General features: G+C 34.2%; 21 protein-coding genes. 9 read left to right on the plus strand and 12 right to left on the minus strand.

The window, feature by feature from the left end:
* Window positions 1–6 precede the first annotated feature (6 nt).
* The 3 genes from I5168_RS06160 to I5168_RS06170 are packed head-to-tail and all read right to left on the minus strand — an operon-like array spanning window position 7 to window position 4,301.
* The gene (locus I5168_RS06160; RefSeq protein ID WP_431472709.1) at window positions 7–3,006 is read right to left on the minus strand and encodes a CHAT domain-containing protein; all 3,000 of its coding nucleotides are present in this window, start codon (window positions 3,004–3,006) and stop codon (window positions 7–9) included.
* 19 nt (window positions 3,007–3,025) lie between these two features.
* The gene (locus I5168_RS06165; protein ID WP_431472710.1) at window positions 3,026–3,754 is read right to left on the minus strand and encodes a tetratricopeptide repeat protein; all 729 of its coding nucleotides are present in this window, start codon (window positions 3,752–3,754) and stop codon (window positions 3,026–3,028) included.
* A complete protein-coding gene (locus tag I5168_RS06170) occupies window positions 3,747–4,301 on the minus strand; it encodes an RNA polymerase sigma factor (protein WP_431472711.1) in 555 nt (184 codons plus the stop codon). The genes I5168_RS06165 and I5168_RS06170 overlap by 8 nt, the downstream gene beginning before the upstream one ends.
* Before the next feature lie 136 nt (window positions 4,302–4,437).
* Between I5168_RS06170 and I5168_RS06175 the strand changes: the two genes are divergently transcribed.
* Genes I5168_RS06175 through I5168_RS06185 form a run of 3 tightly spaced genes read left to right on the plus strand, consistent with a single transcriptional unit; the run spans window position 4,438 to window position 8,200 of the window.
* Entirely contained in the window at window positions 4,438–5,709 is a 1,272-nt protein-coding gene (locus I5168_RS06175; protein WP_431472712.1) for an OmpA family protein, read from the plus strand.
* Between the two features lie 10 nt (window positions 5,710–5,719).
* Window positions 5,720–6,934, plus strand: a complete 1,215-nt coding sequence (locus I5168_RS06180) for a hypothetical protein (protein WP_105019585.1) — start codon at window positions 5,720–5,722, stop codon at window positions 6,932–6,934.
* Between the two features lie 6 nt (window positions 6,935–6,940).
* Window positions 6,941–8,200, plus strand: a complete 1,260-nt coding sequence (locus I5168_RS06185) for a hypothetical protein (RefSeq protein WP_431472713.1) — start codon at window positions 6,941–6,943, stop codon at window positions 8,198–8,200.
* A 32-nt stretch (window positions 8,201–8,232) separates the two neighbouring features.
* On the opposite strand, the gene I5168_RS06190 is transcribed toward I5168_RS06185, so the two are convergent.
* From I5168_RS06190 to rho, 4 genes are all read right to left on the minus strand, one after another.
* Window positions 8,233–8,385 (minus strand): hypothetical protein, encoded by a 153-nt coding sequence (locus tag I5168_RS06190; RefSeq protein ID WP_167342478.1) that lies wholly within the window; start codon window positions 8,383–8,385, stop codon window positions 8,233–8,235.
* Between the two features lie 83 nt (window positions 8,386–8,468).
* Window positions 8,469–9,044, minus strand: a complete 576-nt coding sequence (locus I5168_RS06195) for a hypothetical protein (RefSeq protein ID WP_105019583.1) — start codon at window positions 9,042–9,044, stop codon at window positions 8,469–8,471.
* Window positions 9,045–9,182: 138 nt separating this feature from the next.
* Complete coding sequence (locus I5168_RS06200; protein ID WP_060523963.1) at window positions 9,183–9,902, minus strand: hypothetical protein; 720 nt, start codon at window positions 9,900–9,902, stop codon at window positions 9,183–9,185.
* 305 nt (window positions 9,903–10,207) lie between these two features.
* Window positions 10,208–11,899 carry a transcription termination factor Rho gene (gene rho, locus I5168_RS06205; protein ID WP_431472714.1) on the minus strand — a complete coding sequence of 564 codons (1,692 nt, stop codon included), beginning with the start codon at window positions 11,897–11,899 and terminating at the stop codon, window positions 10,208–10,210.
* A 182-nt stretch (window positions 11,900–12,081) separates the two neighbouring features.
* Here rho and I5168_RS06210 point away from each other — a divergent pair, with 182 nt between their 5' ends.
* Window positions 12,082–12,492, plus strand: a complete 411-nt coding sequence (locus I5168_RS06210; protein ID WP_431472715.1) for a DUF4293 domain-containing protein — start codon at window positions 12,082–12,084, stop codon at window positions 12,490–12,492.
* Between the two features lie 129 nt (window positions 12,493–12,621).
* Here I5168_RS06210 and I5168_RS06215 read toward each other — a convergent pair whose 3' ends face one another.
* Window positions 12,622–13,110, minus strand: a complete 489-nt coding sequence (locus tag I5168_RS06215; protein WP_431472716.1) for a metallophosphoesterase family protein — start codon at window positions 13,108–13,110, stop codon at window positions 12,622–12,624.
* 82 nt (window positions 13,111–13,192) lie between these two features.
* On the opposite strand from I5168_RS06215, the gene truA reads away from it, so the two are divergent.
* Together truA and I5168_RS06225 are read left to right on the plus strand one after the other, a co-directional pair.
* Window positions 13,193–13,954 (plus strand): tRNA pseudouridine(38-40) synthase TruA, encoded by a 762-nt coding sequence (truA, locus tag I5168_RS06220; protein WP_431472717.1) that lies wholly within the window; start codon window positions 13,193–13,195, stop codon window positions 13,952–13,954.
* Between the two features lie 101 nt (window positions 13,955–14,055).
* Window positions 14,056–15,831: an ABC transporter ATP-binding protein gene (locus I5168_RS06225; RefSeq protein ID WP_105019579.1), complete on the plus strand. Its 1,776-nt coding sequence runs from the start codon at window positions 14,056–14,058 to the stop codon at window positions 15,829–15,831.
* Here I5168_RS06225 and I5168_RS06230 read toward each other — a convergent pair.
* From I5168_RS06230 to folP, 4 genes are read right to left on the minus strand one after another with little or no spacing between them, the layout of a single operon-like run.
* Window positions 15,828–16,640, minus strand: a complete 813-nt coding sequence (locus I5168_RS06230; RefSeq protein ID WP_042277411.1) for a DUF3667 domain-containing protein — start codon at window positions 16,638–16,640, stop codon at window positions 15,828–15,830. The two genes, I5168_RS06225 and I5168_RS06230, sit on opposite strands and share 4 nt — an antisense overlap.
* Window positions 16,640–17,422 carry a DUF3667 domain-containing protein gene (locus I5168_RS06235; RefSeq protein ID WP_431472718.1) on the minus strand — a complete coding sequence of 261 codons (783 nt, stop codon included), beginning with the start codon at window positions 17,420–17,422 and terminating at the stop codon, window positions 16,640–16,642. Before I5168_RS06235 ends, I5168_RS06230 begins: the two co-directional genes overlap by 1 nt.
* Before the next feature lie 3 nt (window positions 17,423–17,425).
* Window positions 17,426–18,202 (minus strand): diadenylate cyclase CdaA, encoded by a 777-nt coding sequence (gene cdaA / locus I5168_RS06240; protein ID WP_060523974.1) that lies wholly within the window; start codon window positions 18,200–18,202, stop codon window positions 17,426–17,428.
* A gap of 18 nt (window positions 18,203–18,220) precedes the next feature.
* Window positions 18,221–19,051 (minus strand): dihydropteroate synthase, encoded by an 831-nt coding sequence (folP, locus tag I5168_RS06245; protein ID WP_431472719.1) that lies wholly within the window; start codon window positions 19,049–19,051, stop codon window positions 18,221–18,223.
* A gap of 54 nt (window positions 19,052–19,105) precedes the next feature.
* On the opposite strand from folP, the gene I5168_RS06250 reads away from it, so the two are divergent.
* The 3 genes from I5168_RS06250 to I5168_RS06260 are packed head-to-tail and all read left to right on the plus strand — an operon-like array spanning window position 19,106 to window position 21,355.
* On the plus strand, window positions 19,106–19,645 hold the full coding sequence (locus I5168_RS06250; protein ID WP_042277418.1) for a DUF1599 domain-containing protein: 540 nt from the start codon (window positions 19,106–19,108) through the stop codon (window positions 19,643–19,645).
* Window positions 19,646–19,648: 3 nt separating this feature from the next.
* Window positions 19,649–20,266, plus strand: a complete 618-nt coding sequence (recR, locus tag I5168_RS06255; protein ID WP_167342469.1) for a recombination mediator RecR — start codon at window positions 19,649–19,651, stop codon at window positions 20,264–20,266.
* Window positions 20,267–21,355, plus strand: a complete 1,089-nt coding sequence (locus tag I5168_RS06260; RefSeq protein WP_431472720.1) for a glycosyltransferase family 2 protein — start codon at window positions 20,267–20,269, stop codon at window positions 21,353–21,355.
* Window positions 21,356–21,371 lie beyond the last annotated feature (16 nt).

Consider the following 21,371-nt stretch of genomic DNA (forward strand, 5'->3'; position numbering starts at 1 on the left):
AAGGGATTATTGTTTTTTTCGCTTTCGCGAAAGCGTGATATAGAGAACTATCAATAATAGTATGAAAGGAATCACATACCATAGGTTTTCCAACGGTGAATCTGAATAAATTATAGGGTTAGTGTCTCCAGTAAGTATGAAACCAGCCCAATAATAGGGATGTTTAAATTCTTCTTCAACTTGATTAGATACATATTCTTCCTGAGCTAGTCTAAGTGCAACATCTTTGGGTTGACCTTTTTTAAGATGAGAATAGAAGCTCTTCATAATAATCGATGTCTCTCTATCAGGAACACGCCACAAACTAGTTATGGTTGCTCTTGCACCTGCATATTGAAATGCTCGAGAAAGACTCATTGCACCTTCAATAGGATCTATTTTACCATAAGCAGTATTACAGGCGCTTAATGTTACTAAATCTGCATTTAAATGCAATTTGTAAATTTCTTCTAGATTTAGAAAATCCTCATCGTTTTCACCGTGAAATAATAACCTTGCATCGTAATCATTCTCTTCGTCAATTACAGCATGCATTGCGAGATGGTGAACATTGTGGTTGGATGCGTTCTCAATATATTTCTCTTTAGTTGCATCTTCATCAATAAAAAGAGTACCGTCAAATAATTTAGAAATATAGGTTGCTTCGTCACGTGCAAAGGGTAATGAATAGGAGCCAGATCGTTCAATAACAGCTGCTAGACTGTTGCTTACATCTGTGTAAGATGGTGTAATGATGAGTGAAGATGATGGTCTTTGATCGCCATCAAATTGATGACTTTGAAGTTGCAATGAATAGCTTATATTTTTACCAGCATAATTTGAGACTAAGTAATGGAGCGGTAGGTTTTGAGTAGCGCCATATCGTGTAATTGTGACGTTAGTAAATTGTTTGTTGCCAATATTAATTGTGGGTAGTAACGGCTCTTTATTAGCGATTGACTGGATGGTCCTATGATTTATATTATTAAACTCCTCGTTGTTAAGTAGTCTAATGGTATAAGGATTTTGACTTACAGAATATAAATAAAGGCCATCGTTACCATTATAGTATACATGAGAGGTTTGCTGGCTTGCCAAACTTTTAAGAGATGAAATGGTAATTTGACCTTGCTTGTTAGTAGATAGGTAAGGATAGTTCTCTTCTATGTTTTGATTAACGTTATTAAGATCATTAACCAGTGTTGGATAACTAAATTGACTTATAGAGTCCTTAGATTGTTCTTGAGAGATTTTCTTTATCCTTTTTTCGAGAGAGTACTTTTGCGAAAGCCAACTGAGGAGAACGGAATCATTTTTTACATTCTTATACAACCGTGACTTTAACTTTATTTCAACGGAATGGTTTTGTTCTAAAGCTATTACCGTTTTAAAAATATCGTCTTCATTTAAGGCATTTAATTGAGACAGTTCATCATCGATTTGAACCAGAGCGTTATTGATTTTGTCAATTTGTATTACATAATTACTATTATTATTTACTATTAAATTCATCTGATTTATTAATCCAGTACTTAATAGAAATAGCTCTTTACTTTTATGTAGTAATACGTCGTCCTGATTGTTAGTCGCTGTTTTATGAAGAGAATGGGCAAGCTTGATAAACCTTTTTACAGATGATTCACTTAAAGAGGTTTCTTTAAGTAATTCAGGTTTATTGATAAACGAATCGATATTTGAAATGCCTAGATGTTCATAGTAATCATTTAGACTTCTGATAATTGAATCTTTATTTCTTGATTGTATTTTAACCAAAGTGTTTAGAAAATAGTTATCTCTTATATGGTAACTGTCTTCAAGGGTTTTTGATTTTTCTAAATGCTTATTCAAATAAAATACAGCACTATCTATTCTTTCGTTTGCAAGATGGTACTCGACAAGGTTTTTATACGCATTAATAGGGTTGATGTAATTATCATTTTGAAAATTACTAACTAGTTTAATAGCTTTATGTAATAGAGTTGCTATTTCCTTATCGGATGAGTCAACATGTTTTAAAAGGTATCTTGCCTTGCGCTCGTAAGCTATCCTTTGCCAGTGAGCAATAGTAATGTATTCATCAGAAAATTCAGGATATTCATTTCTAGAAGTTTGATAAATACGACTGGATTCATCATAATATTTAAAGAATAGGGAATCAGATTTTACGTTTGTTGCATGCATCATGTACCTGTCCATGAGGATTTGTTTATCTATTGCGTCTCTTTCTGCAGGTAGGTTTTCATACATGTGTAGATAAAGTTGAAACTTATCGTAATCACCTAATGCATGATAAGTATCTGATACGTTATCGATTAAATCTAGAATTTGAAACAGATAATCCTTTCCTTTGTATTTTGGGGTTAAAAGGGGTTCAATTTCCTTGAGTACTTTAATTTTTTCAAATCCGTTATCCATTACTTGTGTACAGGAAAGATGGTTTTGATAAAGAGATAATTTTGCTGTTTCTAAAAATTCAAGATTTTCTGGGGTAGATTCTGTTTTGATTAAAGAGTCAATTTTTCTTACAGTGGGCTTTATGTAATCATCAATCGCAACACTACAGTCACTAGTTCTAAGCAATCCATTTACCAAGTAATCAATTGCTGGTAATTCTATTTTATAATCTTTATACTCTAAAGAATTATAAATCTTTAAGAACTGCTTTATTTTCAGGACCGCATTTTCTACATCATTTTGGTAGTATCTAAATGAGTAATTAAGTTTATAAATTTCATTTAAATAATTTAAGTCTTTAACCTTTACCTTGTCATAATAAAAGGTTGTGCTGTCTAAAAGTGAAATTAGTGATGGATTAATATTATTAACAGCTATACTATCCTGAACTTGTTGATAGAACTTTTTACTCAACGAGTCATTAACTTTATCGGTTTCAATAATATTCTCAACGTGAGTATTTATCTGTTTGTTAAAGCTGCTGTCTTCAGTTTTTTTACAAGCCAATAAGAAAAGCATAAGACTAGATGTCAAAAGGTAAGAGATGATTATGCTTGTTTGGTTGGTTCTCATAGCCTAAAAAATTAAGGATTTATTCTTTTAAAGTTTGTAATAGAGATTGAGCCTTTTTGTAGTTATAGCTTTGATTATCAATTATTTTATCAAGTACCAAGATTGCTTTTTCCTTCTCACCAATTTTTACGTAAGAAAGGGCTAGGTACCAACGTGATCTTGCGTAGAAGTCATCTTGTAATTTTTGATGTTTTTTATATAGCTCAATTGCTGAAGAATAATCTTCATTTCCCAGCGCGGCATTAGCTTGATAAAACAAATAGAAGCTTTGATTATCTTGATTGTATATGCTGTCAAATTGTTTATATGCCACTGCATAATTTTTACTTTCATAATTGTAAAAAGCTCGACTCACTTGATCATCTCCTATTGTTTCGCTTCTTTCTATATTTACTATTACATTGCGATAAGGAGTATAATATTGGTTATAAACTTCGTCATTTGAAGGAGAACTATTCCATAACAATATAAATAGCAAGATGCTAGCCGCCGCAACAAATGGTATGATTGTTTTTATAGATAATTTTCTAGAAAATTGCTGTTTATCTCCATGTGTACTTTCGAGTTTGTCAAACAAATTCCTCAATTCTGCAGATTTTGATTTAATTAATGCAGCACGCATATCAAGTGCGTCTTGATAGGATTTTTTGAACTCTAGGTCAGTATTAACGAGTTTTTCAAATTCATTTTTCTGATAATCGTTAGCCTTATTATGTATAATTAATTGTATGAGCTGTTCTTTATCCATCTGCTTTGTTTGCTAATTCTTTAAGTTGTTTTAAACACCTGCTTTTTTGTGCTTTGACTGTATTTTCACTACTATAATTCTCGGTTGCTAGTATTTCTTTAATACTCAAACCTTGTAAATAAAATAACTCAAGAATATTTCTGCATCTAGTGCCTATATTGTTTAATGCGGTGTATAATTTATTTTGATTTTCAGTCAATGATTGTTCTTCAAAGAACATCATGGGGTTTTCTTGTTTAATGTCATTATCAGTATCAAGGTTAACATAAGTACCTTTAGATTTATAGTATTCCATCATCTTATAATTCCCTATTCCAAATAAATAGGTCTTTAAGCTACTAGTAAGTGTAGTTAATTTACCGGTAGCGACATTTTGATACAGTTGAACAAAACTGTCTTGATATAATTGATCAACATCATGTAGTGGAATACCTCGTTTAAGAGCGTATCCTTTAAAATCTTGCTTATAATGCAAATAGATTTTTTCATAATAGGATCGATCTCCAGATTTTAGAAGGTAAATGGTATCTTCTCGTTGATGATTCATTATCCGTTGGTTAGAGGAATTAAAGTTACAAATTTTTAGGTTTTGTTAACCTTTTATTCCTGCTCTTCATTAAGGAGTAAATCAATTAAAAACTCTAATCATGAAAAACCTTTGTACCCTGTTAACGTGCTTATTTATGTTAACAGCCTTTAATGGTCAAGCTCAATTCTTTAAAAAATTAAAGAAGAAAATTGATCAAAAAGTCCAGCAGACTGAAAAGAAAATAGAAAATAAAATAGATAAAGGAGTAGATGACCTTTTATTTGGCAACGATAGTGTTAATGATGCTTCACCTATAGTGAAAGAAGAATCAGAAATGGTTGAGTTTAAGGACTCAATGTCTTATGATAATCAATCTACTTTTAAAACATATTCAAAATTTGATTTTACACCTGGAGAGAATCTTCTCTACTTTGAAGATTTTTCCAATGTGCTTATTGGAGATTTTCCCACTAGCTGGCATACAAACGCAGGAACTGAAGTAGTAAAGCTCGAGGAATTCAATGAAAAATGGCTAAAAATTGGGGCAGGATCAAGGACTATCGTTATAAGTGAGATCGCCAATAATTTACAATCCGATTTTACACTGGAATTTGACTTTGTTTATGATTTTAAAATGGACGAATATGCATTTAAGCGACACTTTGATGTCATACTTAGTGATCTTGAAGATCCATATAGTTATTTGTCAAAACCTTATAAAGGTAATTTTTACACCTATTTGCGTATAGGCGCAGGTTCTGGCGGTGGTGGTAAAGGAGCGATACTATATAAAAAAACAACAAGTAGATCTACAGACACGTCTACAAAGCAACCTCATGCGGTATTATCAAACAAAACTGCACAACCTTATCAAAAGCACCACGTTTCAATTGTAAAAAAGGATACTCGCATTAAAATGTATATCAATAGTGAAAAAGTAATTGATATGACCCAAGCGGTGCAACCGGATGTGCTGTATCAAACGATCCGATTTGCTAGTAATGTTTCACCGGCAAATCAACATTTTTATATCAGTAATATTAAATATGCTGGACAGGTTGAAATTCCTACAAGTTTGTTTCATAACGACTCTTATCAAGCTCATGGAATAACATTCCAGTCAGGAAGCGCAAGCTTAAACCCAGAATCCTACGCTACTATCAAGGCAATTGCTCGAGAGATTGAGAATAATCCTGAGAATTCATATCAAATTATAGGTCACACTGACAGTGATGGGCAATATGATGATAATATCACGCTTTCGCGAAAGCGTGCAGAATCAGTTTATAATGTCCTCATTAATGATTTTAATATCACGCCAGATATCTTGTCAATAGATGGAGTTGGTGATGCGCAACCACTTACAAATGAAACAACAGCGACGGCCAAAGCAATAAATCGTCGCGTAGAAATAAGAAAAATTTAATCAATCAATCATGAAAAAAACAGTAATAACGGCAGCCGTATTTATGGTTGTCACAGCCCTAGCTATGGCTGGAAATGAAGTAATTAATGCTAAAATTAAGGATGGAGTTTACACATCAGATCATGGAGATATTCACATTTTAAACTCAAGATCAAATAAGAAAACGGTAGGCCTTTACAAAGGAGTAGGTCATCTGTTACTATCCAATTTTACCATTTCAGGTCGAGGAAGAGTCTACACAGGTAGCTTTTCAAATGGTAAAAAAATTGGACAAGTTTCTTTCACTCCACAATCTAATCAAGCTTGGAAAGGAGATTGGAAATGGAAAACAACCACAGGTAGAAATAAATGGGATGGTAAATGGGATGGAACTTTTAAAACCAGTTCAAAACTTAAAGGATTACACATGTGGAACACCTTTAAAACAGATTTCGGCACACTAGACCTCATTCATAATCCTGAAGGTAAAGTTGCTGGTTTCTTATATAAGGATGGTCAGGAGTACTTTGTTCACGGTGGTTTTAGTGGTGGATCTCAAATGAAGTTCTACGCCTATATTTCAAATTCAGAAGACACAATAAAGACCAGCGGTCCTTTTGATATAGTGATGGATTGGGATTATGGCCTATATGGAACTATCACTTCTAAAGGCAGGCAGCATACTAATATACGAGGAAGTGAGAACGGTCAGACTGTAAATATTACACTACAAACCATTAAGAATTATAAAAATCGCGGTTTAATGCATGGTGAGGAAAGGGGTAAGGTCACAATAAGCGCCTCTTTATTTGATGAAAAAGGAAGGCATTGGACACACACATTATATAAAGATCAATCTAATATTACCTATAAAGAAAATAAAGAAAAACAGGTTGATCAACAATATAGCAATCTTGTTAATTATTATAATGGTGGTAAAGGATATTACAAAAATCCAATTCTCAACTTAAACTTCACGCATAAAAGACTACGTAGCATTAGTAATGCTTCAGATCGTTTAGTGGCTCATTCAATACCTATGAAGGATATATTGGATTATTTGACCTACAAAAGAAATTCTAATAGCTTTCAAAATGCTCCCGATGGTCGTAAGAAGATCTCAAATTCAGATCACACTTTTTGGCTCTCAGAATCTAACGGTAAACGCAAGGTGCGCGGTTATGCCTTCATTAAATACGGCAATAATGATAAATGGGCGTACTTCTATACAATTCAACTTAATTAAATCAATATGAAAACTTCAAGATTAATTGCAATTGCGATATTACTTTTTGGTATCGCTTTCGCGAAAGCAGAATCAAATACAACATCAAACATGGAACCTACTACGGTTCTCAACTGGACAGGAACCTATGAGACTAATTTTGGTCAAATTATCCTATTGCAAAGAGGTAATTACGTGGTAGGAACATATAGTGATCGAGGAACTATAAGGTCTATCAGAAAAAGCGGAAGAAAGCTAAACGTTGTTTTTGATAACAATGGAACCTTAGGCTACGCATACTTAGAAAAAACTGTGTTAGGTTTTAAAGGCACCTGGAAATGGAGTACAGGTGTAGTACAAGGAGATTGGAACGGGAAAAAAGTAAGCGATGCGCAACAAAATTACCATAAAGGAAAGTGGAAAACTAAATTCGGTACGCTAGACTTTATTGATAGTAAGTCTGGATTTATGGTCGCTCATTATGGAGATAAGGGAGGAATGATTTGGGGTAAGAAAAATCCATCGACCCGAATTTTTAAAGGTCAGTTTAAAAATAAAGAATCAGGTAAAATCAGGCCATGTTCTTTCATTTTTTCTAACAGTTCATTCAAAGGTAAATACGATAATTTGGAATATGGAAGTTGGAATGGTAACCGTACACAGTTACCAAATTCTGATGTAAGAACAGGAACAAATCTAGGAAAGGAGTATAAGATTAAAATTACCCTAAATGGTTATAAATGTTGGAATTCAGACAATTTAAGAAAACGAGAACGTGGTTTTTTAGGTTTTAGAAATCAATTAAAGATGGGAAGTAATCTACAAGATTATGAAAAAAGAGAGAATACAGGAAAGGATTCTTGGATCTTAAAAAGTATTAACTGGCGTCAATGGTACAGTAGTAATGATATCAATAACTATCCAGAAGGACAATTATTTAATACGAGCGGTTACTTTGTTTACAACGTTTATGAAAAACAATTACCCAAAATATCTATGGCAAATGAGTTTGTATTTATAGAAAGTCTTAGAGCTCTCAAACGCAGTGATTTTAGATCAAAAAGAAATATTGATATGAAAGCGGTTATTGATTTGTTAACCGGTAAAACTAGTGAAAGCAATTATGCTCGTGGTAGTAATGGTAGATTCAGAATTCCAGATAGTCCTGATCACTTTAAAATTGAAGTGAAAAATGGTAAGCGTATATTAAATGTATATGGTGATATAAAAGAGCCCAAGAAGAAGAAAATTCATTTTGGATACTATTATACTATTGAGCTTATATAAAAAGAAAAATCCCGCACTAGCGGGATTTTTTTTTATTCTTTGTTAGCGTTTAAATTATCTCTAGGTTGTGTGTATTCTTTCTTGTCCTTAACCTGATGATTAATTTTTTTGCCATGCGTTTCTTCTAGATTAATGGCTTGTTCTTTTTTGCTCGTTTTTTCCGGCGTTTTTCCTTCTGTATTCATAATCTTTTCTTTTAAAGATAAAGAAGTTTATGAATTAATAAGAGTATAACAACTGGTTTAACAAAGGATTACATCTTGTTTAATTATTTGTTAGCTTTTTTTGCATCTAATAATTGTCTATTAAGCCTTTGCTCTTTTTCAAGCGCATTTCTGCGGTAATTCTCATATTCTTCTTCTATTTGAGCCAATTGTTCTTGAGCAGTGGATGTTAAAGTGTTGCTGTTTTTGAATTTATAGATAAAGCTTATCAGTAATAAGGTTAAAATCCCAATTATTGACCATAGAATAATATTATACATACTTTTCTCTAGTTGAATACCTAGCAATTCCATACTATCTTGTCCTTTTTCCAGGGCGGCAATGTCAATTTTACTAGCTTCCATTTGATCGTTCAACTCTTGTATCTGGCTTACTTGATCTTCGATACGCTTATTCAAGCTGTTAATTTCAATATCTTGATCTTCTACAGTTGTTGTGACTTCTTTTTTAAGCTTGTTAATCTTATCAATTTCAATGACTCTATATTCTTGATATCTGTTAGAGGATTCTATAACTTCATTGAACTTATTATTCAATTTTTCATGGGTAGCGATGGAATCCTGTGCTAGGATAGATGTGTGTGTAATAAATAGTATTAGTAAAAAGAAATAGAATTTCATGTTTAGGGATACTTAAAAGTTTTGTTTTAAAGATTTTGCAAAAATACGCAGTATTACAACGAACTATTTTTAATATTATTCTAAATAAAAAAGACGCCTAATTAGGCGTCTTTAATTATTGGTTTGTTGTTGTATCTTTTAGTTGTCTGGGTTTCCATTACCACAGTCAGACATACAGTGTGTGTTAGTACGAATGTTGAACTGATCTTGAACTTCAGCACCGTCTACCCATATTCCGTGAGTTTGATCTATGCAACCGTGCTCATTTACACTGTAGATTACAGCGTAAACTGATGTACAGTAACAATCGCCGAAATGGTTATTGTTGAATCTATACTTTACACTTTCTGTATAAGCTCTAAAACAGTTACGGATTCCATAGAAACATGGGTTGATTAAGTTGTTACTGTCTCTAGGTAAGGCATCACAAGTAGAATCTACATTCATATAGATTGAGTGTAAGTACCATCCATCATTCAATTCTAATTCAAGATATGTTTTATTAGAGTCCATATTTACAGTGAATTCACCGTATCTTTTTGAGTTGGAAACTTTAAGAGCTTCTCCTACAAAACAAGCTCCAGAGTTAGAACCACCAATGATTCCAAATTTCCCTTCTTCCACTTGTGTAGTCATCGCTTCATAAGGAACAGGAGAAACTGATTGTTCAGGATTAATATGTTGTGAGATTAAATTGTCTGCAAGAGCAATATTTTCAACATGATCTATAAATTCTTGCTCGCTTAATTTTGCAATTTCTATTTGATCATTCTGACCTTCTAGAGCGTTTGCATCTTCAACTTGTGAACAAGAAGCAGCTAGTAAAACGATAGCAAATAAATAGTATAATTTTTTCATCACGATTGTAATTTGTGGTCCAAAAGTACAATTACAAAATACTTAACAAGTCTTAATTTATGATTTTTCGATTAGGACTCTTTTAAACACGTTAAACTGAATGTTTTGATAAAGAGGTGATTTTTTTACTCTTTAAAAGTTCTTATTTGTCAGGGAAATGACGCTTTTGAAGAGCGTTTTTTTAAAATGTTTCACATTTGATTAAATGTGGGTATTAGCCAATCGACCAAAGTGATTAAATCAGGATGAAGTGCAAAAATAAAGCCTCAATGTGAATTGAGGCTTTATTTAATAGGGAAGAATGTTTAATCATTCATACTTATTAGAAACTCTTCATTATTTCTTGTCTGTTTAATTCGTTGTGATATAAACTCCATAGCCTCAACCGGATTCATATCAGCTAGGTATTTTCTCATAATCCACATACGTTGTGATACGCTTTCATCAAGAAGTAAGTCGTCTCTACGTGTAGACGATGAGGTTAAATCAATGGCAGGGAATATTCTACGATTAGAAATATTCCTATCTAACTGTAGTTCCATGTTACCGGTTCCTTTAAATTCTTCAAAGATAACCTCGTCCATTTTTGAACCAGTTTCTGTCAATGCCGTTGCTATGATGGATAATGATCCACCACCTTCTATATTACGAGCAGCTCCAAAGAACCTTTTAGGTTTGTGTAAAGCATTAGCGTCCACACCACCAGAAAGTACTTTACCGCTGGCAGGTTGAACAGTGTTGTAAGCTCGTGCTAGCCTGGTAATAGAATCTAATAGTATAACAACATCATGACCGCATTCAACCATTCTTTTTGCTTTTTCTAGAACAATGTTAGCTACCCTTACGTGATCATGCGCCTCTTTATCAAAAGTTGAAGCAATTACTTCACCGCTTACATTGCGTTGCATGTCTGTTACTTCCTCAGGACGTTCGTCTATAAGTAATATAAGTTGATATACTTCAGGATGATTGGCTGCTATAGCATTTGCTATATCTTTAAGTAGCATTGTTTTACCCGTTTTAGGTTGCGCCACAATCATACCACGTTGCCCTTTTCCTATTGGGGCAAATAAATCCATTACTCTAGTTGAAATACTGGATTGTCTCTCGGCTATATTGAATTTCTCATCTGGAAATAATGGAGTGAGGTGTTCAAAAGATACTCTATCTCTAACAACCTTCGGATCTAATCCATTGATTTGAGAAATCTTAATTAAAGGAAAGTACTTTTCACCTTCTTTAGGTGGTCGTACCATACCTAGTACTGTGTCACCTGTTTTTAATCCAAATAATCTTATCTGTGATTGAGAAACATAAATATCATCTGGGCTAGATAAGTAGTTGTAATCACTGCTTCTTAAAAATCCATAACCATCAGGCATCATGTCAAGAACACCTTCACTCTCGATGATTCCATCAAATTCAAAATCTGGATCTCGATAGCGATTACGGTTATCTTTATTTCCTTTAGGAACATTGTTACCGCTGTTGTTGTTTCGGTTATTGTTCTTATTGCGATTGTTGTTCTTATTTCTAGTGTCATTATCGTTACGATTCTCATTACGATTCTCGTTACGATTGTCATTAGACTTTTTATTATTCTTATTAGAATCGTTGGTTTTTGTTTCTTCTGTATTATTCTCTTTTTTAGAAGGCTGACTTTTATTAGAAGAAGTGTTAGATTCCTTATCCTTTTCTTCTGACTTTGGATTGTTGTTTTTTCTTGGTCTACGTTCTTTCTTTTGTTCGATATTTTTAGTAGGCGCAGTCCTTGATTCCTTTTTTGGATCTGGTTTAGACTCCTTTTTAGGTGAATCTTCACTTTTGTTGTCTAGGTCTAGGTTTTCTAGAACTTTAGGGTTTTCTGCTTGAACATCTAGAATTTTGTAAACTAAATCCAACTTGCGCAGGGATCTATACTTAGGTACGTTTAAATCCTTGGCAATTTCCTGTAACTCAGGTAATTTCTTTGATTTTAAATCAGCTATTTGAAACATTATTTGTTAAATGATAAGATTATAAGGGAACTAAATCAATTTTATCAGAAAAAATTGACGTGTCTAGGTGGTCTAGAAAACAGTAGTTTAACACCTAATACATTGCAAGTATACTTAAAAAAATGATATTAACTACTGTTTTTAACGGCTAAGTTTTATTTTTGCTCAATAGAAAATATGTAATGATACAACGTATACAATCTATTTACTTAATACTGGCAGCACTAGTTTCTGGTGTATTGGTTTGGGTAGTAGATGCTTATCTTAATGGCGATGGTAATGAATTTCTAGGTGTAGATGATTCGGTTTACTTTGGTACTTTTATGGTAAGTGCTGTTTTATCTATATTTGCAATCTTCCTATTTAAAAATAGGCAGTTACAATTTGTTATCAATAGACTCAATATACTGATTAATCTTATTTTGCTAGGAGTTTTTGTATATCGAGCCCTAACTTGGTCTGGAGGAACGGCGGTTTCTGAGAAAGGCCTTGGGATGTTCCTTCCTGTATTATCTATCGTTTTACTTGCCTTGGCAAACAAGGCCATACGGAAGGATGAACAACTCGTAAAATCAGCGGACCGATTGCGATAACGATTTTATCTTAGTGATATTAGTGAAAAAACCTGCGAGGCGCCACCTTGCAGGTTTTTTGTTTTATAATAGTTTAAAGCTCGCTTTCGCGAAAGCGTAATAGAAAAATCACGATTCATCTAGAACGATTTACCTGTCCTTCTCAATAACCTCAAGATTACTAATCTTACCAGCATTAATTTCAAATCGTAACATTGTTCGTTTTTTATGAAACCCATGAATACCTACAGCGCCAGGATTCATGTGCAGACAATTGATCTTTTTGTCCATCATAACTTTAAGAATATGACTGTGACCACAGATAAAAATATCTGGTGGATTATGATATATCTGCTCTTTTATTCGCATATTGTAACGACCTGGATATCCACCTATATGAGTAATCCATACGTCCATACCACCGCAATTAAACCGTAAGTGTTCTGGAAATTGTAATCGCGCTTTGTCATCGTCAATATTACCATACACAGCCTTAAGTGGTTTTATTTGAGACAACTGATCGGTCACCGTTAAATCACCAATGTCTCCTGCATGCCATATTTCATCTGCCTCGAGCGCATATTTTAGTATAAAATCATCAATATGGCTGTGTGTGTCAGAAAGTAATAGGATTTTCATGAAATTTACTTTATCGCAAAAGTAAGGAGTAAAGCAGTCAATAGTTACCTGTTTTCCTCAAACAGCCGCTTATCTTTGCAGTATGAAATCGAATCGATTTTTTATAGAATTTGCCTATAATGGAACAAATTATCACGGCTGGCAACGACAGCCAGATGCTATTACCGTTCAAGAAAAACTGGAAGAAGGTATGCAGCTGCTGTTACGTGAGTCTATATCACTTGTAGGAGCTGGTAGAACTGATGCTGGTGTTCATGCAAAACAAATGTTTGCGCATTTTGAACTAGATGATCCTAACAAATTGGATAATATCGTTTATAAACTAAATAGATGGTTGCCAGATGATATATCGGTCTTTACTGTTGTTAATGTGAATGAAACAGCTCATGCAAGGTTTGATGCTACTGCACGCAGTTATGAGTATCATTTTCACTTAAGACCAGATCCTTTTTTCAATCACAACTCACACATTCTATATAGATTGCCTGATTTTAATAAAATGAATAAAGCAGCTCAATTGTTACTAGAGTATAACGATTTTGAATGCTTCTCTAGGTCAAACAGTGACGTACACACGTATTTGTGTGATTTAATGAATGTATCATTTGAACATCAAAAATACCATGTCATTTTTCATATTAAAGCTAACCGATTTTTGAGAAATATGGTAAGAGCTATTGTAGGAACCTTATTGGAAATAGGATATGATAAAATGTCGGTTGAATATTTGCACGAGGTTCTTAAATCCAAAAACAGATCCATGGCAGGTCCTAGTGCACCAGCCCAAGGACTTTACCTGAGCAGGGTTCATTATCCGGATCATATTTTCAAAATAGAAGATTAAATTGTGATATCGTTAAAATCGATAGAATAATCAGCGCTTAAAAGGGTTATTGTCTTACTTTTAAAAAATAAAATTTGAAGCTTTAAAGAAGCTAAAATCATATGGCAGATAAAACAACAGGAAATGCATTTAGCCTGCGTTTATTTAAACGCATACTAGCCTATACAAAACCTTATCGTTTTACGTATTACTTTGTAGCCTTGAGCGCAATTTTACTTGCAGCAGTTTCAATCGCTATGCCTTATTTGTTCAAGGTGGCTATCGACGAGCACATAGTTCCAAAGGAGTATGAAGGTTTTACCACTGTGCTCGCAATGATGATAGGTGCTTTAATGATAGAGGTGCTGTTGCAGCTCAGCTTTATATTTTATGCAAACTGGTTGGGCCAGCAGGTTATTAGAGATTTACGCTTGAAGCTTTTTGACCACATGATGGGTTTCAAAATGAAATATTTTGATACTAGTGCAGTTGGAAAATTAGTAACACGTGCAGTAAGTGATATTGAAACCATTGCAAGTATATTTTCACAAGGTTTATTTGTGATGATATCCGATCTACTTAAGATGGTTGTGGTTTTAGGTTTTATGTTCTTTTATAGTTGGCGATTAACCCTAGTGGCATTAATAGTAATGCCCTTTATTTTGTATGCCACACGAGTATTTCAAAAAGCTATGAAAAAGGCGTTTGAAGAGGTGCGTACTCAGGTTAGTAATCTTAATAGTTTTGTTCAAGAAAGGGTGACCGGTATGAAAATTGTTCAAATCTTCAATCGCGAAAAAATAGAATACGAACGTTTTAAGGAAATCAATAACAAGCATCGCAACGCATGGGTGCGCACCGTATGGTACAACTCTATCTTTTTCCCAATTGCCGAAATGGCCTCAAGTATTACTATTGCTCTAATCGTGTACATAGGATTTGTGGTTAATTTGGACCAAGGTTCTCTTTTGGTAGAAATAGGTACCATTGTTATGTTCATAGATTTATCTCAAAAACTATTTAGACCTTTGAGGCAGATAGCCGATAAATTCAATACCTTACAAATGGGAATGGTAGCAGCAAATCGTGTGTTTACCATAATTGATACCGATTCTAAGATTGAAGACGAAGGTACCATGCTGGCAGAAAACCTTAAAGGTGCTATTGAATTTGAGAATGTGAATTTCGGTTATGTAGAAAATGAACCAGTTATAAAGAATTTGTCATTCACAGTTAATCCAGGTGAGACAGTAGCTATAGTAGGAGCGACAGGTGCTGGTAAATCCACAATCATTAATTTGTTATCGAGATTTTATGAAATTAACAGTGGTGTGATTAAGATTGATTCCGCTTCCGCGAAAGCGTACCAACTACACTCATTGCGGTCACAAATTGCAGTTGTTTTACAAGACGTTTTTCTCTTTGCCGATACTATTTTTAACAATATTACACTGCAAGATCCATCCATCACCGAAGAAGACGTAATTGAAGCTGCTAAAAAAATTGGAGTTCATGACTTTATTATGTCTTTGCCTAATGGTTATCAGTACAATGTGAAGGAGCGTGGCGTTATGTTAAGTTCTGGTCAACGTCAATTGATCGCCTTTTTGAGAGCCTATGTGAGTAAGCCTAGTATTTTAGTTCTAGACGAAGCTACAAGTTCTGTTGATGCTTATAGTGAACAATTAATTCAAGATGCCACAGACATCATTACCAAAGGACGCACGTCCATAGTTATTGCGCACCGATTGGCTACTATTAAAAAAGCAGATAAAATAATTGTAATGGATGCTGGTGAAATAGTCGAGATAGGTTCACATAAAGAATTGCTGCAAAAAGAAAATGGCTATTACCGCAATTTATACGAGGTTCAATTTTTACAGCAAGAAGTAGCCTAAATCAGGAATTTAAATACAATCATTCCTATAATCATCGCTAGAACAACAAGTATAATAAGACCTATATAAGAAACTATAGCTACTACAAAGAATAGTAAACTTCTCATTACCGTTTGGGCCAGATCTAGTTTAAAAAGTTGTTGATACACATAAACGTTGTACAAAAAGAGCGTGAGCAAGGTAAATATTGTGTATACTCCATAATAATCTGGTGCAAGCACTAAAATAGCTATAGCAATAGGTGTAGTAGCAATAGCATATTGACTATAGGAATACATTTGAATGACCAGCTGTTCGGTATAATTGTATTTCTTCTTTCCCCAAAATGTTATTCTACCCCAAAGAGCATATATAGGTATTGATAACAAGACTATTATAGACATGTAGTTTTGAGTAAACTCAGTAGATTGAGAAAAAGCATTTGCCTGAGTTATCGCGTCTTTTTCAGGAATGCCCATTCTTTTGTACATATCAATTAAATCGCTCGTATTTAAAAATTCTATTTCGGTATGTTTCATTACAAATACCGTAATTCCAGTGAAAAACAAGCTTATAAATAAATACCTGATAGCGTCTACATAATTCATGCGACGTCCCTTAATGTATCCATTGATGACATCACGAGGTTTGGTAAACATATCTAAAAAAGTTCTCACAAATTTTGTGTCTATCCCTAAATACATATCGCCAAAATCAGCTGCTACATTGCGCATCGTGATTCTGTTTTCAATCCATTTTGAACCACAATTAGAGCAATAGTTGTGCTTCTCGTAGAAGATGTGGTTACAATTTTTACAAACTCGTTCCATTAATTTGTTTTAAATGCTTTTAAGTATTCTGGATTGATCAAATAGATGCCGCCTAGAACAAAAACCGCTGTAATAATGATAAATATTATTTGAAGTGTACTAAAGATGATACTCGATAGAATAGCTTTGAGTACCGTTTGTCCTAAACTTAATTTGAAAATTCTTTTGTAATACCAGCCTATTTGAATGACGCTAATAAGAGATATTGGGATGGATGTTGCTCCATAGCTAATATCAAGTACAATCATTAAAGGTGTAAAAATTACAGTAACCATATTGAGTAGCCCAAAAGCATATACAAATAATATAAGATGTTCTACAAAATTATACTTACGTATATCAAAAAATACAAGCCAGCCAGTAAACGCGTACAAGGGCAAGAATAAAGAAGTTAACGCACCCAAATAGTCATAGAAATAGTTGAATAACTCGAGTTTGTTCGTTTCACTTATATCGACTAGGTTTAATAATTCTGGGAAAAAGTTCTTAAGAATAAACATTTGAAGACCGATGAGTGTAAGACTTATTAAGTACCAATTTATGGGATTTACAAATCTTTTACGTTGACCTTTTATGTAGTTGTCAATTACAATTTCTGGTTGAAGTATAAGAGCTTTGAAAGTTGATATTAATACATTGTCAGTACCCAGGTATCGATCAAAAAATTCTCTGGTAATCGTATTTATGGTAAGCCGTTTTGTAATCCATTTTGAGCCACATTTTGGACAGTAATCATGTCCATGATATAGCATTTGGTTGCAATTTCTACAGCTGCGTTCCATAAATTAGGATAATAAAGTCTTCATTTTTTCGGCGAGTTTATTCTCGTCTTGAAACGTTTCTAATTCCTCTTCATGAGCTAGAGATACTTGGCCTGTTTCTTCACTTACAATAACCGCTATAGCATTTGTCCTTTCAGTAATACCTAGAGCTGCTCTATGTCTAAGGCCAAATCTACTAGGTATTTGTTTACTATTGCTTACCGGTAAAATGGCTCTAGTGGCAGTGATTTTATTATCCTCTACAATCACAGCGCCATCATGTAAGGGACTGTTTTTATAAAAGATACTACGTAGTATCGGAGCATTGACAAGAATGTCCATATTGTCTCCTGTGTTTTTTGCAAAATCCATAGAAACGTCCCGTTTAATAGCGATAAGCGCGCCTGTTTTAGTTTTACTTAATGTAAAACAGGCGCTTACAATTTCATCTACAACATGATGTTGTGCTGTGGAATCTTCTCTAAAAAACTTCAATTGGCGTAGTAATTTTTTTCTACTAGTAAAGTTTGTTGTTCCTATCATCAATAAGAAACGCCTAATTTCTTGTTGAAAAACTACAACTAGGGCAATAAAACCAGCACCTACAAAGGCACCTAGTGTTAACCCTAAAAGCTTCATTTCAAGAGTAACCGTGATTTGATAAATCACCAAAAAGATAATGATCCCGATGAAAATATTGATTGCAGCAGTTCCTTTAACTAACCGGTATATGTAGTAAACCAAAAAGGCAAATAATACAATATCAATTAAATCTACAATTCTAAAATCAGGTAGGCCCATAAGTTGTAAAAATAGAAATTAATTTTCTTGCAGTTCTTCAAATAGTTTAATGCATTCCATGGCAGGTGCAACATCATGTACTCTCAAAATTTTAGCACCTTGTTGTAAACAAATCATGTGTAGGGCAGTAGTTCCATTTAACGCTTTGTCCGAGGTTGTATCCAATGTTTTATATATCATTGATTTTCTTGAAACTCCTGCTAGAATAGGAACTTGGTGCGCTTGCAATAAACTCATGTTTTTAAGCAAAGTGAAATTTTGCTCTCTAGTTTTAGCAAAACCAAATCCAGCGTCAATTACTATATCATTGATTCCTAGCGCACGTGCTGCAGCTATTCTATCAGAAAAATAATAATTTATCTCATGAATGAGGTCATCATATTCAGTAAGAGTTTTCATAGTTTGTGGTGTGCCGCGCATGTGCATCATAACATAAGGTACTTGTGCTTCTGCTACCACGGGTAGTATGGATTGATCAATAAGTCCTGCGCTTATATCATTGACTAGGTTTGCGCCGTGTTGTAGGGCCTTTTTAATCACGCTTCCGCGAAAGCTGTCACAACTCAACCCTTTAATGTTAAAGCTTTTTGCAACAAGTTCGATGACAGGAATAACTCTTCTAATCTCTTCTTGCTCACTAATATCAGTCCCATCAGGTCTAGAACTGTAACCACCTATATCAATGAAAGTGGCTCCTTCATCGAGCATGCGTTCCACTTGGGTGAGTACATCTTTATCAGACTTGAGCTTACCACCATCATAAAACGAGTCTGGAGTAACGTTTACAATACCCATGGTATGAGCTTTTGAAAGATTGATTAGTGTGCCAGCACAATTGATAGTCGACATGAAATAGGGTTATGTGAAAAATTGAAACTAAATTTACACCAAATTTAAACCTTTATGTCAGATACAAGTAAGCAATACGATGCCGTTATCGCACAATGTCGCGAGTTGTTTTCTAATAAAATGAAAGATTATGGAGCTGCGTGGCGCATTCTCAGGCTTCCATCGCTTACTGATCAAATTTTTATCAAAGCGCAACGTATAAGAGGTTTACAAACATTAACCGAATCAAAAATTGACGAAGGTCAAGAAAGTGAGTTTATTGGAATTATCAATTATTCATTAATGGCGCTCGTTCAATTAGACAAAGGTGTAGTGGATCAACCAGATTTAAATCTGGAACAGGCACTAGAGCTTTACGATCATCATGCTTCAATTACTAAACAATTAATGATGGACAAAAATCACGATTATGGTGAGGCATGGCGTGATATGAGAGTAAGCTCGCTTACCGACCTCATACTGCAAAAACTGTTACGAGTAAAGCAAATTGAGGATAATGAAGGTAAAACTCTTGTTTCTGAAGGTCTGGATGCCAATTATCAAGATATGATCAATTATTCTGTGTTTGCTATGATACATTTAGGAGACTCATAATACATGAATTTCTCATCAAAAATATTAGAAGAGGCTGTGAACCAAGTGTCTCAATTACCTGGAATAGGTAAGAGAACAGCATTGCGTTTAGTCCTACACTTAATGCGACAGCCAGAACAACAGACCGATGCGCTCGCTCAATCCTTATTGAGCATGCGCAACGACCTCAAATTTTGTAAAAAGTGTCACAATGTAAGTGACAACGACCTTTGTGAAATTTGTATTAGTCATAATCGTGATCAAAACTTAGTTTGCGTGGTAGAAGATATACGCGACGTAATGGCCATAGAAAACACTAGTCAGTATAAGGGTTTATATCATGTTTTAGGTGGGAAAATAAGTCCCATGGATGGTGTAGGACCACAAGATCTTAATATTCCTAGCTTGATTAACCGTGTAAAGGAAGAAGGAATACAGGAGCTTATTTTTGCGCTTAGTCCTACAATTGAAGGAGATACTACTAATTTTTATATCTACAAACAACTGTCAGATCTAGAGGTGAATACATCAACCATCGCACGTGGTATCGCAGTAGGAGACGAGTTAGAATTTGCCGATGAGGTTACCCTAGGTCGCAGTATATTGCATCGAGTGCCCTATGAAAACTCTATGAAAAGCTAGATGGAGTTAAGTGTAGTAATTCTCAATTATAATGCAGCACCGTTCTTACGCTTATGTTTGGATAGTGTCATTAGAGCTACACAAAAAATTTCTAGTGAGATTATAGTCGCTGATAACTGTTCTACTGACGATAGTGTTCAACTGGTTAGAGAAAAATATCCGCAGGTAACCTTATTACCTTTTGGCTCAAACTATGGTTTTTCCAAAGGAAATAATCTAGCCGTTAAACAAGCTCGTGGTACTTACTTATGTATTCTCAATCCCGATACCATAGTTGGTGAAAATGTGTTTTTGAATTGTCTCGCTTTCGCGAAAGCGAACTCAAATTTAGGATTTGTAGGGACCCAACTCATTGATGGATCAGGCACCTTTTTACCAGAAAGCAAAAGGCATTTACCTACTCCAAAAGTTGCAAGGGCAAAATTTTTAGGCCACGACGACAAGTATTATTTCAATGATATTGATAAAGATTCAAGAGGTCCTGTTGAGATCCTGGTAGGAGCCTTTATGTTTTGTAGGAAGAAAGTTTACCAAGATTTAGGAGGATATGATGAACGATATTTTATGTATGGCGAGGATATAGATCTGTCATACACCGCATTAATCAATAATTTGCAAAATTATTATTTAGGTGACGCTCTCGTTGTTCATTTTAAAGGTGAGAGTACTGTAAAGGATAAAAAATACCTAAAGCGCTTTTACGGCGCGATGGAATTGTTTTACGACAAATATTTCAAACGCAATTTATTTGAAAAGCTGGTTGTTAAAATAGCAGTAAAAGTTTTATCCATTAAGCCTATAAAAAATACTCAGCCTAATCCAAAAATTAAGAGAAAGATTCTGGTGACAAGTCAGGCTAATAAAGGGTTGTCTAGTTTTGATGAGGTGTGTTCTATGGATACATTGCCTGCGACTTCTTGTAGCAATACTGCGTTATTTTGGGACATTAATTCCTTGTTGATAGAAGATGTCCTTCGCTACATGAAAGATAACCCTAGGTCATTCTTGTATAGATTTTTAAGTTTGGATAGGAGTACAGCGGTAGGAAGTGACGACAAAAACAGTCAAGGAAAAATAGAAATATTTTAAAATTAATCTTGATTTA

Origin of the sequence: Nonlabens sp. SCSIO 43208 (assembly GCF_050703575.1) — a bacterium.
GTDB classification, from domain to species: Bacteria; Bacteroidota; Bacteroidia; order Flavobacteriales; family Flavobacteriaceae; genus Nonlabens; species Nonlabens tegetincola.

Bases quoted from the DNA above. Each gene is read 5' to 3' on its own strand.
- I5168_RS06160 (WP_431472709.1), bottom strand. From the start codon at position 3,006: ATGAGAACCAACCAAACAAGCATAATCATCTCTTACCTTTTGACATCT.
- I5168_RS06165 (WP_431472710.1), bottom strand. From the start codon at position 3,754: ATGGATAAAGAACAGCTCATACAATTAATTATACATAATAAGGCTAAC.
- I5168_RS06170 (WP_431472711.1), bottom strand. From the start codon at position 4,301: ATGAATCATCAACGAGAAGATACCATTTACCTTCTAAAATCTGGAGAT.
- I5168_RS06175 (WP_431472712.1), top strand. From the start codon at position 4,438: ATGTTAACAGCCTTTAATGGTCAAGCTCAATTCTTTAAAAAATTAAAG.
- I5168_RS06180 (WP_105019585.1), top strand. From the start codon at position 5,720: ATGAAAAAAACAGTAATAACGGCAGCCGTATTTATGGTTGTCACAGCC.
- I5168_RS06185 (WP_431472713.1), top strand. From the start codon at position 6,941: ATGAAAACTTCAAGATTAATTGCAATTGCGATATTACTTTTTGGTATC.
- I5168_RS06190 (WP_167342478.1), bottom strand. From the start codon at position 8,385: ATGAATACAGAAGGAAAAACGCCGGAAAAAACGAGCAAAAAAGAACAA.
- I5168_RS06195 (WP_105019583.1), bottom strand. From the start codon at position 9,044: ATGAAATTCTATTTCTTTTTACTAATACTATTTATTACACACACATCT.
- I5168_RS06200 (WP_060523963.1), bottom strand. From the start codon at position 9,902: ATGAAAAAATTATACTATTTATTTGCTATCGTTTTACTAGCTGCTTCT.
- rho (WP_431472714.1), bottom strand. From the start codon at position 11,899: ATGTTTCAAATAGCTGATTTAAAATCAAAGAAATTACCTGAGTTACAG.
- I5168_RS06210 (WP_431472715.1), top strand. From the start codon at position 12,082: ATGATACAACGTATACAATCTATTTACTTAATACTGGCAGCACTAGTT.
- I5168_RS06215 (WP_431472716.1), bottom strand. From the start codon at position 13,110: ATGAAAATCCTATTACTTTCTGACACACACAGCCATATTGATGATTTT.
- truA (WP_431472717.1), top strand. From the start codon at position 13,193: ATGAAATCGAATCGATTTTTTATAGAATTTGCCTATAATGGAACAAAT.
- I5168_RS06225 (WP_105019579.1), top strand. From the start codon at position 14,056: ATGGCAGATAAAACAACAGGAAATGCATTTAGCCTGCGTTTATTTAAA.
- I5168_RS06230 (WP_042277411.1), bottom strand. From the start codon at position 16,640: ATGGAACGAGTTTGTAAAAATTGTAACCACATCTTCTACGAGAAGCAC.
- I5168_RS06235 (WP_431472718.1), bottom strand. From the start codon at position 17,422: ATGGAACGCAGCTGTAGAAATTGCAACCAAATGCTATATCATGGACAT.
- cdaA (WP_060523974.1), bottom strand. From the start codon at position 18,202: ATGGGCCTACCTGATTTTAGAATTGTAGATTTAATTGATATTGTATTA.
- folP (WP_431472719.1), bottom strand. From the start codon at position 19,051: ATGTCGACTATCAATTGTGCTGGCACACTAATCAATCTTTCAAAAGCT.
- I5168_RS06250 (WP_042277418.1), top strand. From the start codon at position 19,106: ATGTCAGATACAAGTAAGCAATACGATGCCGTTATCGCACAATGTCGC.
- recR (WP_167342469.1), top strand. From the start codon at position 19,649: ATGAATTTCTCATCAAAAATATTAGAAGAGGCTGTGAACCAAGTGTCT.
- I5168_RS06260 (WP_431472720.1), top strand. From the start codon at position 20,267: ATGGAGTTAAGTGTAGTAATTCTCAATTATAATGCAGCACCGTTCTTA.